This window comes from Streptomyces sp. TRM68367 (assembly GCF_014495685.1).
Taxonomy (GTDB): Bacteria; Actinomycetota; Actinomycetes; order Streptomycetales; family Streptomycetaceae; genus Streptomyces.
Map to the genome: position 1 here is coordinate 221889 of NZ_JACTVI010000003.1, position 12963 is coordinate 234851.

Below are 12963 nucleotides of genomic sequence, written 5' to 3' on the forward strand. Positions count from 1 at the left end.
CCGGGCTACGCCAGTCGGATCACGTTCCAGGACAGCGGCTCCAGGACGGCGTTCAGCGTGCCGTCCTGGAGGGCCGTGCCCCGGACCGCGTGCGGGGTGACCCGCTCGGGTTCGGTGACCGTGTTCCGGGCGTCCGGGTCGGCGTCCGCGAGGGTGCTGTGCTCCACGACTCGCGTCAGCTCCAACCCGTTGAGGGCGACTTCCAGCGGCAGGGCATCCGTACGGCTGCGGTTGACGGCGAAGACGGTGACCGTGCCGTCGTCGGCGCGTACGGCGGTGGCGTGCAGCAGGTCGGCCTCGCCGTACTTCTTCGTCTCGTACGTCGGCGAGTCCACGCGGACGTCCAGGACCTGGCCGCGGCCGTACTTCGAGGCCTGCGCGAACGGGAAGAACGTCGTCTGCCGCCACGCCGGGCCGCCCGGCTCGGTCATGATCGGGGCGATCACGTTGACGAGCTGGGCGAGGCAGGCGACGGTGACGCGGTCGGCGTGCCGCAGCAGGGCGATGAGGAGCGAGCCGAAGACGACCGCGTCCATGACGCTGTAGTTGTCCTCCAGCAGGCGCGGGGCCTCCGGCCAGTCGTCCTGCTCGAAGGTCTTGGCGTGCGCCTCCCAGCGGGAGAGGTACCAGACGTTCCACTCGTCGAAGGAGAGGTTGATCTTCTTCTTGGACTTCAGGCGGGCGCCCACGTGGTCGCAGGTGGCGACGACGTTCTCGATGAAGGACTCCATGTCGACGGCGGAGGCGAGGAAGGAGTCGAGGTCGCCGTCGTGGGGTTCGTAGTAGGCGTGCAGGGAGATGTAGTCGACGAGGTCGTACGTCTCCCTGAGGACGGTTGCCTCCCACTCCGCGAAGGTGGGCATGCCCTGGCCGGAGGAGCCGCAGGCGACCAGTTCGACGGAGGGGTCCGCCTGGCGCATGGCGCGGGCCGTTTCGGCGGCGATGCGGCCGTACTCCTCGGCCGTCTTGTGGCCGGTCTGCCAGGGGCCGTCCATCTCGTTGCCCAGGCACCAGAGTTTGATGCCGAAGGGGTCTTTGTCGCCGTGGGAGACGCGCTGCTCGGAAAGGGCCGTGCCGTGGGGGTGGTTGGCGTATTCCTGGAGTTCGAGGGCCTCGGCCACGCCGCGTGTGCCGAGGTTGACGGCAATCATGGGTTCGGCCTGAGGGCCGACCTTGCGGAGAAAGTCGATGTACTCGGAGAGGCCGAAGCGGTTGGTTTCGGTGGAGTGCCAGGCGAGGTCCAGGCGGCGGGGTCGGTCCTCTGCGGGGCCGACCGAGTCCTCCCACTTGTAGCCGGAGACGAAGTTGCCGCCGGGGTAGCGGATGGCGGTGACGCCGAGTTCGCGGACGAGTTCGAGGACGTCCTGGCGGATGCCGGACGCGTCCGCTGTGGGGTGGTCGGGTTCGAAGATGCCGGTGTAGACGCAGCGGCCGAGGTGTTCTACGAAGGAGCCGAAGAGGCGAGGGTTGACCTCGCCGACTGTGAAGGCGGGGTCGAGGGTGAAGCGGGCGGTGGGCATGTGCGCCTTTCGGGGTGGGTGGTTTGGGGGTCGTTGGCGGCTGCGGGTTCGTTGTGGCTGGTCGCGCCCACGCGGCGGAGCCGCATGTCGATACAGCCCCGCGCCCCTATAGGGCATTGGGCCAGCCGTCTCTTGTCCAGCGCAGTTGGTTCAAGCCCAGCTTGGGGGTGCCTTCGTCGTCTGCGTCGTAGTAGTGGTACGCCAGCCAGTCCCTGCCTTGGGTGCGGAATATCGACTGGCCGCCTGGGCCTATGTACTTGCCGTGGCCTGCCAGGAGCAGGTCGCCGCCTCCCTCCAGCATCGGCTTGCCGGTGCTGTCCACGTACGGGCCGGTCACGGAGGTCGATCGGCCGACCTTGATCTTGTACGTGGAGTTCACGCCCTGGCAACAGGTGTCGTAGGAGGCGAAGAGGTAGTAGTAGCGGCCGTGTTTGGCGATGTACGGGCCCTCTACCGCGTACGGCTCGTCGGGGCGGGTTGCCAGGTGGTGGACTCTGGCGTCCTCGATCGCCTTGCCGGTCCCGGGGTTCAGTTGGACCATGCGGATGCCGGTCCAGTAGGAGCCGAACGCCATCCACAGTTTGCCGTCGGCGCGGACGATGGCCGGGTCGATGGCGTTCCACGTGTCGGTCTTCTCGGAGGTGAAGACCTTGCCGTGGTCGGTCCAGGTGCCGGGGAGGCCGGAGCGGGAGGTGGCGACGCCGATCGCGGAGTGGTTGGTGCCCCAGGAGGAGACGGCGTAGTAGAGCCAGTAGCGGCCGTCGCGGTAGGAGAGGTCGGGGGCCCAGGGGTCGGCCTTGTCGTTGTACTCGTACCACCAGCTCGGGGCCTCGGCGAAGGCGTTGCCCGCGTCGTCCCAGTGCTTCATGTCCTTGGAGAGGCGGGCGCCGATGATGCCGCCGGTGGAGTAGGCGACGTAGCCGCCCGACTTGAGGTGCATGACCGTGGGGTCGTGGATGATCTGCTGGCCCGTGATGGGCTGCGGGTCGGGATAGGTCGCGTCCGCCGTGGCCGACGTCGGGAGCAGGGCGAGGACGGCGGCGGCGAGGATCGCCGCCAGTCTGATGCGTTTCAAGTGCGTAGCTCCTTTACGGGAGTTACTGGCCCGCGAGGCCGGTGTGGGCGACACCTGCCACGATCTGGCGCTGGAAGAAGACGAAGACGATGATCAGCGGCAGACCCGCCATGAGGCCGCCGGCCATGAGCTGGGCCCACTGGATGCCGTAGGAGTTCATGACGGTCGCGATGCCGTTCGGCATGGTCATCAGGTCGGGGTTGTTGGTCACCATGTACGGCCACAGGAAGTTGTTCCACGAGGCGATGAAGGTGAAGATGCCGACCGCGGCGAGGGAGGGGCGGGAGAGGGGCAGGACGATGGTGAAGAAGACCCGCCAGCGGCCCGCGCCGTCGATGAAGGCGGCCTCCTCCAGTTCGCGCGGGACGCCCTGGAAGAACTTGTAGAGGATGTAGACCATCGCGGCGGGCGCGCACTGGGGCAGGATCATGCCCCAGTAGGTGTCGACCATGCCCATCTGCTGGACGGTGGTGAACAGGGGGACGCCGAGGACGGCGGGCGAGACCATGAGGCCGGCCATGACCAGGCCCAGCAGGGCGTTCTTGCCGCGGAACTCGGTGCGGGCGAAGCCGTATCCGGCGAGCGCGCTGACCAGCAGGACGACGGAAGTGACGCAGACGGAGACGACGACGGAGTTCACGAACCAGTTGGTGATGTTGCCGGTCTCGAAGATCGCCGTCCAGGCCTGGGCGGTCCACTCCTTGGGCAGCCAGTGCGTCGGCACCGCGACGGCCTCGGTCTCGGACTTGAGGGAGGTGAACAGGGCCCAGGCGAGCGGCGCCATGAACACCGCGGAGACGGCGGTGCCCAGCAGGGTGAGGACGATCTGGCCGGTGGTCCAGGGCCCCCGGGCCTTCGGGGCCCTGACGCGGATCTGCGTGGCGGTCATCGCACGCCCTCCTCACGCTTACGCAGCAGCCACATCCGCGCGACGGCGACGGACGCGATGATCACGAAGAAGATGATGGAGATCGCGGAGGCGTAGCCCACGCGGTAGCTGGTGAAGCCCTCTTCGAGGGTGTACTGGACGATGGTGCGGGTCGATTCCTCGGGGCCGGGGGTGAAGTCCATCATCACGACGGCCTGGTCGAAGACCTGGAGCGAGGCGAGGATCTGCAGGGCGATGACGAGCCCGGTGATGTTGCGCAGCATGGGCAGGGTGATGTGGACCGTGCGGTGCCAGGGGTTCGCGCCGTCCAGCTTGGCGGCCTCGTAGAGGTGGTCGGGGATGCCCTGGAGCGCGGCGAGATAGAGCAGGAAGCTGAAGCCGACCGTCCACCAGAGCGTGCAGATGACCACCGCGAGCATCGCGTAGGACTTGTCGGCGAGCCACGGCGTGTCGAGGCCGAAGACGTGGTTGATCATTCCGGTGCCGGGGTTGAACAGCCACTGCCACAGGTTGGCCGCGACGGTGGAGGGCAGCAGGAACGGGGCGAAGAAGCACAGCCGCCACAGCCATTTGCCGCGCTCGATGTTGTGGGCGAGCATCGCGAGGAAGAAGGCGAGGACGGTGATGCAGGGCACGACCAGGAGCGTGAAGTACGCGCTGTGGCCGAGCGTGTCCCACATCAGGGGATCGCCCAGGGCCTCGCGGTAGTTGTCGAGGCCGACGAAGTTCGCGGTGTCGCCGGAGATGTTGGCGTCGGTGAAACTGAGGTAGACGCCGCGCAGCAGCGGCCAGATCACGAAGAGCGCGAACAGGGTGAGGAACGGGGCGACGAACCAGCCGCCGTGCTGGAAGCCCTGCTTGCGGCGGACGGTGGCGGTGTCGGCGGCGGTCTTCGCGCGCGCCGGTGCGACGACGGTCTGAGCGCTGGTGGTCATGCGACCGCACCTCCCTGCGCGGCGGTCTTGCCGTCCATGGGGTTCTTCGTCGCGAGCAGCCTGGTCAACTCGCTCTTCATCCGGCGGGCGGCGGTCTCCGGCTTGGCGGAGCCCATCGTGGAGGAGACGACGATCGGGCCGATGCGCTGGGCGAGGATGCCGGTGGATCCGGCGAACCACACCTTCGGCTCGGTGGCCTGGTGGTCCATGGCCGACACGTACTCGTTCTGCGGGCTCATCTTCTTGTACGCGGCCGTGGACAGCACCGGCCGGTAGGCGGGGATGTGGCCGCCGAGCGCCCACTGCTGCGCGTGCCTGACCACGTAGGCGGCGAGTTGGTGGGCGCCCTCGTTGGCGGGGCCGCCGCGGTCGGACTGGTGCGGCAGGACGAAGGCGTGCGACTCGGCGTGGGTGGCGGGCTTGCCGAAGACGGGCGGCAGCGGGGTCGCGCCGTAGTCGATCTTCGCCGTGTCGTAGACCGGCACCGACCAGTCGCCCTCCCAGACGAAGGGGGAGCCGTTGACGAACTGTTCGGCGCTCGCCGGGCCTCCGAAGCTCGGGTTGGCGTACCCGTCGGTGATGTGCCGACGCAGGAACTGAAGGACCTGGGTGGCCTTGTCGGTGTCGAAGGTGACCTCGGTGCGGGCGGCGTTGAACCAGGTGCCGCCGAGCTGGGTGTAGAAGGCGACGAAGAACCACCACTGGAAGTTCTGGTCGCTGTTCCATATCCCGATGGTCTGCAGACCCTTCTTGGTGGCCTTCTTTGCCTCCTTGAGCACGTCGAACCACTCGTCGGTCGACGTGACGGGCACGATCCGGCCGTCGTCACCGAGCAGCCCCGCCTTCTTCAGCACGTCCTTGCGGTAGAAGCAGAGCTGGACGTGGATGTCGAGCGGGAGGGCGTAGAGCTTGCCGTCGATGACGCCGCGGTTCCACAGCTGGGGGTTGAAGTCCTGCTTCCGTACGCCGTACTTGGCGAGCAGGCCGACGTCCCAGGCGTCCAGGAGGCGGCCGGGCGCGAAGCCGGTGACCCGGCCCATGTGCATGACGCCGAGGTCGGGTGCGCGGTTGCCCGCGGCCGCCATCGCGAGCTTGGTGTAGAAGGGGCTGCCCCACTGGAGGGTGGAGTCCTTCACCGCGATGTCCGGATGGTCCTTACGGAAGCCGTTCAGCATCGCGATCATGTTGTAGCCGTCGCCGCCGCTGAAGAGGTTCCAGTACCGCACCCGGGTGCGCGCGCTGGAGGCCAGGGCGTCGGCGCCCGTGCCCAGGGCCGCGAAGCCGAAACTGCCCGCGACCGCGAGGCCGCCCGCCGCGGCCAGGAGTTGCCTGCGATTCAGGTCAGGTCGTCCCATGCCCTGCCCATCTGTTCGAAGCTCGGTGGTTCCCTTCGAGCGCGTTCGGTATGTCGGATATCGCTCGCAAGGTCGAACGGGACCGTACGTTTGCAGCGCTGCAACGTCAATGGTTCGGACAAAATCTCAGGGGCGGACACATCCGGACGCGTAGTCTCGAACGGCTGCTGTACGGCCGTGCCGGGGAGGAGGAGCGCGCGGTGATGCACCCCCACGCGGCGGCCGTCGGGCACCGGGCACTGGACACCGCCGCGTTCCTCGGCGAGTTCTACACGTCCTTCTGGTAGATCCCGGCCGTGGTCCTGGCCGCCGCCCTGGCGATCAAGCTGCCCCCGATCATCCGGCTCTGGACGGACCCGCTGCTGCGCGCCGTCGGCGGGCTGCTGGTGCTCGCCTGCGCGGTGTTCGTGTTCGTCGCGCCCTCGGCCATCGCCCGGGTCAACCGGATCACCGGCGTGCCGAACATCGCGGCGCCGTGGGTGTACTCGCTGCTGACCGCGTTCTGCGCCTCGTGCCTACTGCTGATCATCGTCTGGCGGGGCGGCCTGAACGACGACTCGGCCGACTCGGCCGCCACCCGCCGCGCCACGCGCCGGGTGGTCTTTGGTTACGCGGGCGTGGTCGTGGCGCCTCGCCGACGCCCTCATCGAGCCGATGCGGATTCCGGTGCCGGCGGACGCCGGGGTCCTGTTCGAGGCGCTCGTCGCGTCGGTCAGCGCGTGGCGGGGCCGCGAGGTCGTCGTGCCGGGTTGCGTTTGCCGGTTGGCCGGGGGTGGGGTGCGGGGTGACTGCGTCGGCTGGACCGCACTTGCCAGGCGCCCGGCGTGGGCGCTGGCCGGGGGTGGCTTGCCAGGCGCCCGGCGTGGGCGCTGGCCGGGGGTGGGGTGCGCAGCCCGGCGCTGACGGGGTGCCGCCCGCGCCCACCCGTGCCGCCCCAGGCGGCCGCATGCCCGCGGCTTGCGAGCAGCGGTTGCCCGCCATGCGGTTGTCCGCCGTCTCCGCGTGCGGCACCACGCGAGCGCGGCTTGCGGCGGCGGTTGGACGGCCGCTGCCGACGGCTGTCCATCCGCGGCCTGGGCTTGGCGTGGCAGTGTCGAGCCCCGCCCGTCCGCGTTCTCGGCCGTCCGCCGGGCCCGTACCGCCCACGTCGTCGGCTGGGATGAGAAATGTCGGCGTCAGCCTGCGAACGCCGGCTGGGGCAGCCCCTTGCCCGCTCCCGGTACGACGAAGAGGGAGCCGGAGAGTGGAGGTGGGGAAGTGAGACCTGTGCGGGCCGTGGTGATGTAGAGCTCCGTGAGGTCGGGGCCGCCGAAGGTGCAGGCCGTTACGCGGGGGACCGGGAGGGGGATCACGCGGTCCAGGGAGCCGGCGGGGGTGTAGCGGCGGACCGCGCCGCCCTCCCACAGGGCCACCCACACGCAGCCCTCGGCGTCGACCGTGAGGCCGTCGGGGAAGCCGGCGCCGTCCTCGATCTCGGCCAAGGGGCGGCGGTTCGAGATCCGGCCGTCCGTGTAGTCGAAGACGTCGATGCGGCGGGTCGGCGAGTCGATGTAGTACATCAGGCGGCCGTCGGGGCTCCAGCCCGTGCCGTTGCTGACCGCCACGTCGTCGAGGACGACCTCCACCGCGCCGGCGGCGGTGATCCGCGACAGCGTGCCGCCGCCCGGTGCCTCGTCGTAGCGCATGGTGCCGGCCCACAGCGCACCGTCCACGGCGACGGCGGCGTCGTTGGCGCGGCGGCCGGGGACCGGCTCGTGGTGCAGCCAGCGGAAGCTGTCGTCGGGGGACAGGAGGCCTACGCCGTCCCGCAGGTTCAGGACCAGTCCGCCGCCCGTGCGCGGCTTCACGGCACCCACGTGCTGTTCCGTCGTACGGACCGTCCGGCGGCCCGTGGCCGGGTCGTAGGTGTGGATGCGGGAGCCGAGGATGTCGATCCAGATCAGGCGGCCCGCCGCCGCGTCCCAGGTCGGGCCCTCGCCGAGTTCCGCCTCCGCGCGGACCGCGATGTCGTACGGCGTTGTCATCGTCGTCACCCCACGCTCCGGTGGCCGAGACGCTCGGACAGCTCGGCGGCGCCCTTCGCGGCCAGCTGCTCCAGCTCCGCGCGGCGGTCCTCGCTCCAGCGGATCATGGGCACGGAGATGGACAGCGCGGCCACCACCTGCCCGGTACGGTCACGCACCGGCGCCGCGACACAGCTCACGTCCGGGTTCGACTCGCGGTTCTCCGCGGCGAGGCCCCGCTGCCGGATCTCGGCCAGGGTCTCGCGCAGGGCGGCCGGGTCGGTGATGCTGTTCGGAGTCATCGCGACCAGTGCGGCGTCCTCGGGAAGGCGCGCGTCGAGCTCCTGCTCGGGAAGGGAGGCCAGCAGCATCTTGCCGACCGACGTACAGTGCGCGGGCAGCCGGCGTCCGGCCGCCGACACCATGCGCACGGCGTGCGTGGAGTCGACCTTGGCGATGTAGATGACGTCGGTGTCCTCCAGGATCGCCACGTGCACGGTCTCGTCGCAGGTCTCGGCGACGGAGCGGGCGACCTGCTGGCCCTCGGCGGCCAGGTCGAGCTGCTCGGCGTAGCGGGCCCCGAGCTGGTACGGCCGTACGCCGAGCCGGTACCGTCCGGGCTGGCCGGGCACCGGGACGATGTACTTCCGGGCGGCGAGCGTGGTGACCAGTTCGTGCACGGTGGTGCGCGGCAGTTGCAGCTTGCGCACGATGTCGGGGGCGGAGAGCTTGCCGTCCCCGTCGAGGAAGAGCTCCAGAATGTCGAGAGCCCGGGTCACAGCTGGTACGAGGCGTCCCACGACCGGCTCCCTCCCTATATCTTTCAGGCGCCTGCGTTCGAAATTTCAACAGGCGATCGGCATGACGAACACAGGCTAGTCATACTCCGTTTGCCCGGGCAATGGGCAGACGCACACCGGCCTCGAATCACACGGCGTGTACGGACTCCCGCAGCGGGGATGTGGCGGGCAGGGGAAGGGGGTGAGCAGGGGGAGGGGGCGGCGTGCCGTCGGTCGCGATGACCGCCGCTGCGTTCATGGTGCTGGTCGGCCGCGGCCAGGCGCGGTCCACTTGACCGGGCGCCGGCTCAGCCCCGCTCCCGCCCCGCCCGCAGCTTCCCGCGCAGCCGCTGGGCCCTGAGGACCAGTTCCAGTTCGAACCGGCGGTCCGGGTCGTCTATCTCGTCGCCCCACAGTTCGCGGATCTGGCGCAGGCGGTAACGGACCGTCTGGGGGTGGACGCCGAGGCGCGCGGCCACCTCGGGGGCGCCGCCGCGGGTCTCCAGCCAGGCCAGGAGGGTTTCCGCCAGGCGCCGGCCGTGGGTGGGCCCGCAGTGGGCGAGGGGGGCCAGGCAGCGCAGGGCGAGGTCGTCGATCAGTTCCTGCGGTTCCAGGAGAACGAGGGCTTCGGTGTGCTCGGTGCAGTGGAGGACCTCGCCGGAGGCCAGCAGGCCGCGCTCCATGAGCCGTACGGCGGCCTCGGCCCAGCGCAGCGACTTCGCCGCGTCGGCCAGCGGGACCGGGGGGCCGATCGCGCCGGACCAGCCGGTCAGCGCCCGGTGCAGCAGTTCCGGCCGGCCTGCCGCATCCGGATCGGGGACGACCATGCGGGGCTGCTCGTACTCCATGTCGAGCAGGACCCCCTGGCCGACCGCCGGCGCCACCGCTTCCCGCGCCGGGCGCAGCAGCACGCCGACCGCGACCTTCTCGGGCAGGTGCCAGCCGATCCGGGCGGCCCGCTCGGTCAGCGCCTCGGCCGGTTCGCCGTGGTGGTGCTCGGCCAGGAGCAGTTCCATCAGGCGGCGCTGGAGCCGCAGCCGCTCCCCGGCCTGCCGGGCCGCGGCCTCGGCGTAGCCGCGCACGGACTGGTCGACGAGGCCGTCCAGGTACTCGTAGCCCGCGTCGACCAGTTCGTACATCGCCGGCGGCGGGATCTCGACGCGCTGGCCGATCTCGGCGAAGCGGCGCCAGGCCAGCCGTACGCCCATGCGGTAGATCGCCTGGAGCGAGTCCAGGCTGCGGCCGTGCAGGCCCTCGCCGCGGCCGAACTCCTGGAACACGCCGGGCGGCACGGTCGGGCGGCCCGCGGAGTGGTCGGAGTTCTCCAGGTGCTGCACGAAGACCTCGATGGCGCCACGGATGCCGACGAGGGCCATCGGCTCGCCGGAGTCGTCGAGGACGACGGGCAGGTGCGGGTACTCGCGGCGGATCTCGCGCAGGATCTCCTCGGCCAGTTCGGGCGCCTCGGCCATGGCGATCGCCGCGAACCGGCGCACCTTCAGGCGCGGGACGTCCTGCCAGGCCGAGCGCGCGGCGACGGTCGTACGGGCAGCCGGCGCCTTTTTCAACTTCCCCTCCGGGGCGCTACAGCCGGTGCGGCTCCGCACCGGTCAACTCCCCTGGCCGGCTCGCTCGTAGGTGATCAGGGGTGTGTTCGGCTGGTCGGGCGTCGCTTCGAGCACCGCGACGATGCCGAGGGCGGCGCCCACCGCGAGGGCGGCGGCGACCGCGACGGTCAGCACGGCGGCGAGCAGTCTGGACATCGCAGGGTCAGCCTCTCTGTCCTGAGCCTGTCCGCAGGTCGGCCCCACCCGGGCGTCCCACCCCTGCCTGCGGGTCAGTGTCGACAAGCATTGACACCTCGTCAAGAGCCGCCTACGGTTCCCGGCCCATACCGCACGCGCACTTTCCTCCTGGCGTCGACCATCCGTACGTCGAACCGCCCCAAGCCCCTGGAGTGCCCGGATGCGCCGGACCGCCTCACCTTTCTCCCTGATCCTGCTGGGTCTCGGCACCTTCCTGCTCGCGCTCGCGCCCCTGCTGGCGTGGTACGTCACGCCGCGGGCCGCGGTGAATCCGATCGACATCGACACCACCGCCGAATACACCGGCACCGGCAGCGTCTTCGACGTGGAACAGGTCGAGACCGTGCCGGACCAGAAGATCACCGTCACTCAGCGGGTGCGCGCCAATGTGGCCGAGAGTGAACGCAGCGGCGCCGCCGTGTGGGACGTGACGACCACCGTCGACACGAACAAGTCGCTGCCGGCGGCCGATCCGCACGACGCGCTGGAGTTCACCCCGCACCGCTGGGTGAGCGACCGCAGGACCAACCGGCCGGTGCACTGCTGCGGCGAGGAGCCGTACATCGAGGGCGAGGCGTACCTGAAGTTCCCGTTCGACGTGCAGGAACGGTCGTACCGCTGGTGGGACAACACGCTCGGCGACACGGTGGTGCTGCGCTACGACGGCCGGGAGAAGATCCGCGGGTACGAGGGGATGCGCTTCGTGGCGCAGGTTCCGGCCACGAAGACCGGCACGCGGCTGGTCCCGGGCGCCCTGGTCGACGAGCCGGACCGGCCGCAGGTGCTGGCCGAGGAGTGGTACGCCAACCACGGCGTCGAACTGGTCGTCGACCAGGCCACGGGCCGGGTGCTGTACGCCCAGACCGGTCCGCGCCGGACGCTGCGCGCGCCGGGTGGCGACGAGGACGCGGCGGTGCTGCTGGACAGCCGGAAGCTGGCGTTCACCCCGGCGACGCAGAAGTTCGCGGTGGACCAGGCGAAGAAGGACAGCGGGCTGCTGCGGATGGTGAGCACAACCCTGCCGGTCGGTACGGGTGTGGCGGGGTTCGTGCTCGTGGTGGTGGGTGGCGTTCTGGTGGCGCGCGGGCGGAAGGACCGGATGGGTCCGGAACCGTCTCAGACGCCCGAGCCCGCGCTCACGATGTGATGCGACATCAGCTCCAACAAAGCCGGAAATTGTCACGCCGGTGAGTAGCCGTGGCGAACGTCCAAGCGAAAACTGTCCACCCCACCCGAGCACAAGCTGTCCACACCCCCCTCCCAGGAAGAGCTCAGACCCCCCACAGAAAGCCGCACCGCGGGTCAAATCGTCACCCAGTGCCCCTGCCTGCCCACGCTGAGTTCCGCACCCTGACACGAGTTGGAGCACCCATGCCCCAGCACGTACCGTCCCCTCCCCCACTCTCGGCTTCGCTCGAGCGGGGGGACCTCCACCGCGCCGCGTCTCCCCGCGCGCCGCAGCACCCCCCGGCGCTCCCCCCACAGCCGCGCCGGATCGTCTTCCTCGCCCACCGGGACCTCGGCAACCCCTCGGCCGGCGGTTCCGAGCTGCTGGTCGACCGGCTCGCCGACGGGCTGACCCGGCTCGGCCACCAGGTCACCCTGCTGTGCGGGGGACCGGCGGCCTTCCGCGACTACCGGGTCGTGTCGGCGGGCGGCGCCTACGGCCACTATCTGCGCGCCCGGTCGGCCTTCGCCCGGCAGGTCGGTGAGACCGATCTGCTGGTCGAGGTGTGCAACGGCATGCCGTACCTGGCGCCGCTGTGGCATCACGGGCCCACGCTGTGTCTGGTCAACCATGTGCACACCGACCTTTGGCGGATGCGGTTCGGCGGGCCGTTGGCGCCGGCCGCGCGGCTGGGGCGAAGACTCGAGCACTGGGCGCTCACCGGGGCGCAGCGGCGGAGTCTGGTGGTTGCCGTGTCCCCGTCGACGGCGCATGCGCTGCGGGCGATCGGTGTCGAGCGGGAGCGCATTCGGGTCGTGCACAACGGGGTGGAGGAGCCGGGGCCGCGGGCCGATCGGTCTCCCGATCCGTTGTTCGTCGCGGTGGGCCGGCTCGTGGAGTACAAGCGGATCGATCTGCTGCTGCGGTTGTGGGAGCGGGTGCGGCCGGTGACCGGCGGGCGGTTACTGATCGTCGGTGACGGGCCCGAGCGGGAACGGCTGGAGCAACTCGCCGGTCCCGACGTGGAGTTCACGGGGCATGTGCCGGAGGCGGAGAAGCATCGTCTGCTGTGCGCTGCCTGGTTGTTGCTGCATCCCTCGGCTGTTGAGGGGTGGGGGCTCGTGGTGACGGAGGCTGCGGCGCGGGAGACTCCGGCGGTTGCCTTTGATGTGCCGGGGCTTCGTGACTCCGTGGTCGACGGTGAGACCGGGATTCTTGCGCGGGGTGAGTCGTCGTTTGCTGCCGCCTGGTGCACGCTCGCGTTGTCCGGGCATCGGCGGGAGCTGATGGGTAAGGCTGCGCGGGATCGGGCTGCCGGGTTTCGGTGGGATCGTACGGTGAGACAGTTCCGGGCGGTGGCCTCTGAGGCGGTGAGGGGCTGGGCGCCGTGACGCCTACTCGCCGGGTGGGTTCGGTCGTCTCGCGGCTGCGGGT

General features: G+C 70.3%; 12 protein-coding genes and 2 pseudogenes. 5 read left to right on the plus strand and 9 right to left on the minus strand.

Annotated elements, in window-relative coordinates:
• Positions 1-5 precede the first annotated feature (5 nt).
• The 5 genes from H8R17_RS03825 to H8R17_RS03845 all read right to left on the minus strand — a co-directional run bounded on the left by H8R17_RS03825 (position 6) and on the right by H8R17_RS03845 (position 5774).
• Positions 6-1520: an alpha-N-arabinofuranosidase gene (locus tag H8R17_RS03825; RefSeq protein WP_187821681.1), complete on the minus strand. Its 1515-nt coding sequence runs from the start codon at positions 1518-1520 to the stop codon at positions 6-8.
• Positions 1521-1626: 106 nt separating this feature from the next.
• The gene (locus tag H8R17_RS03830; protein WP_187821682.1) at positions 1627-2595 is read right to left on the minus strand and encodes an arabinan endo-1,5-alpha-L-arabinosidase; all 969 of its coding nucleotides are present in this window, start codon (positions 2593-2595) and stop codon (positions 1627-1629) included.
• A gap of 22 nt (positions 2596-2617) precedes the next feature.
• Positions 2618-3484, minus strand: a complete 867-nt coding sequence (locus H8R17_RS03835) for a carbohydrate ABC transporter permease (protein WP_187821683.1) — start codon at positions 3482-3484, stop codon at positions 2618-2620.
• Entirely contained in the window at positions 3481-4419 is a 939-nt protein-coding gene (locus H8R17_RS03840) for a carbohydrate ABC transporter permease (protein ID WP_187821684.1), read from the minus strand. The genes H8R17_RS03835 and H8R17_RS03840 overlap by 4 nt, the downstream gene beginning before the upstream one ends.
• Positions 4416-5774 carry an extracellular solute-binding protein gene (locus H8R17_RS03845; protein ID WP_187821685.1) on the minus strand — a complete coding sequence of 453 codons (1359 nt, stop codon included), beginning with the start codon at positions 5772-5774 and terminating at the stop codon, positions 4416-4418. Before H8R17_RS03845 ends, H8R17_RS03840 begins: the two co-directional genes overlap by 4 nt.
• Positions 5775-5824: 50 nt before the next feature.
• Here H8R17_RS03845 and H8R17_RS46305 point away from each other — a divergent pair, with 50 nt between their 5' ends.
• The 3 genes and pseudogenes from H8R17_RS46305 to H8R17_RS46310 all read left to right on the plus strand — a co-directional run.
• Positions 5825-6061 (plus strand): hypothetical protein, encoded by a 237-nt coding sequence (locus tag H8R17_RS46305; RefSeq protein ID WP_262504985.1) that lies wholly within the window; start codon positions 5825-5827, stop codon positions 6059-6061.
• Positions 6062-6403, plus strand: a pseudogene (locus H8R17_RS03850) (hypothetical protein); the annotation flags it as partial.
• A 25-nt stretch (positions 6404-6428) separates the two neighbouring features.
• Positions 6429-6518 (plus strand): annotated as a pseudogene (locus tag H8R17_RS46310) (toxin); the annotation flags it as partial.
• Positions 6519-6949: 431 nt separating this feature from the next.
• Here the strand turns inward: H8R17_RS46310 and H8R17_RS03855 are convergent.
• The 4 genes from H8R17_RS03855 to H8R17_RS03870 form a co-directional block, all read right to left on the minus strand.
• Positions 6950-7798: an SMP-30/gluconolactonase/LRE family protein gene (locus H8R17_RS03855; RefSeq protein ID WP_187821727.1), complete on the minus strand. Its 849-nt coding sequence runs from the start codon at positions 7796-7798 to the stop codon at positions 6950-6952.
• Between the two features lie 5 nt (positions 7799-7803).
• Positions 7804-8577, minus strand: a complete 774-nt coding sequence (locus H8R17_RS03860; protein ID WP_187821686.1) for an IclR family transcriptional regulator — start codon at positions 8575-8577, stop codon at positions 7804-7806.
• A gap of 287 nt (positions 8578-8864) precedes the next feature.
• Positions 8865-10124 (minus strand): helix-turn-helix domain-containing protein, encoded by a 1260-nt coding sequence (locus tag H8R17_RS03865; RefSeq protein WP_187821687.1) that lies wholly within the window; start codon positions 10122-10124, stop codon positions 8865-8867.
• Positions 10125-10166: 42 nt separating this feature from the next.
• Positions 10167-10319 carry a hypothetical protein gene (locus tag H8R17_RS03870; RefSeq protein ID WP_187821688.1) on the minus strand — a complete coding sequence of 51 codons (153 nt, stop codon included), beginning with the start codon at positions 10317-10319 and terminating at the stop codon, positions 10167-10169.
• Positions 10320-10521: 202 nt separating this feature from the next.
• Here H8R17_RS03870 and H8R17_RS03875 point away from each other — a divergent pair, with 202 nt between their 5' ends.
• Both H8R17_RS03875 and H8R17_RS03880 read left to right on the plus strand, forming a co-directional pair.
• The gene (locus H8R17_RS03875) at positions 10522-11508 is read left to right on the plus strand and encodes a DUF3068 domain-containing protein (protein ID WP_187821689.1); all 987 of its coding nucleotides are present in this window, start codon (positions 10522-10524) and stop codon (positions 11506-11508) included.
• 224 nt (positions 11509-11732) lie between these two features.
• Positions 11733-12920, plus strand: a complete 1188-nt coding sequence (locus H8R17_RS03880; protein ID WP_187821690.1) for a glycosyltransferase family 4 protein — start codon at positions 11733-11735, stop codon at positions 12918-12920.
• Positions 12921-12963: the final 43 nt, after the last annotated feature.

What these genes read in the sequence shown, in the direction of transcription:
- H8R17_RS03825 (WP_187821681.1), bottom strand. Translation starts at nt 1,520, where the DNA reads ATGCCCACCGCCCGCTTCACCCTCGACCCCGCCTTCACAGTCGGCGAG.
- H8R17_RS03845 (WP_187821685.1), bottom strand. Translation starts at nt 5,774, where the DNA reads ATGGGACGACCTGACCTGAATCGCAGGCAACTCCTGGCCGCGGCGGGC.
- H8R17_RS03855 (WP_187821727.1), bottom strand. Translation starts at nt 7,798, where the DNA reads ATGACAACGCCGTACGACATCGCGGTCCGCGCGGAGGCGGAACTCGGC.
- H8R17_RS03880 (WP_187821690.1), top strand. Translation starts at nt 11,733, where the DNA reads ATGCCCCAGCACGTACCGTCCCCTCCCCCACTCTCGGCTTCGCTCGAG.
- H8R17_RS03840 (WP_187821684.1), bottom strand. Translation starts at nt 4,419, where the DNA reads ATGACCACCAGCGCTCAGACCGTCGTCGCACCGGCGCGCGCGAAGACC.
- H8R17_RS03875 (WP_187821689.1), top strand. Translation starts at nt 10,522, where the DNA reads ATGCGCCGGACCGCCTCACCTTTCTCCCTGATCCTGCTGGGTCTCGGC.
- H8R17_RS03870 (WP_187821688.1), bottom strand. Translation starts at nt 10,319, where the DNA reads ATGTCCAGACTGCTCGCCGCCGTGCTGACCGTCGCGGTCGCCGCCGCC.
- H8R17_RS03835 (WP_187821683.1), bottom strand. Translation starts at nt 3,484, where the DNA reads ATGACCGCCACGCAGATCCGCGTCAGGGCCCCGAAGGCCCGGGGGCCC.
- H8R17_RS46305 (WP_262504985.1), top strand. Translation starts at nt 5,825, where the DNA reads ATGTCGGATATCGCTCGCAAGGTCGAACGGGACCGTACGTTTGCAGCG.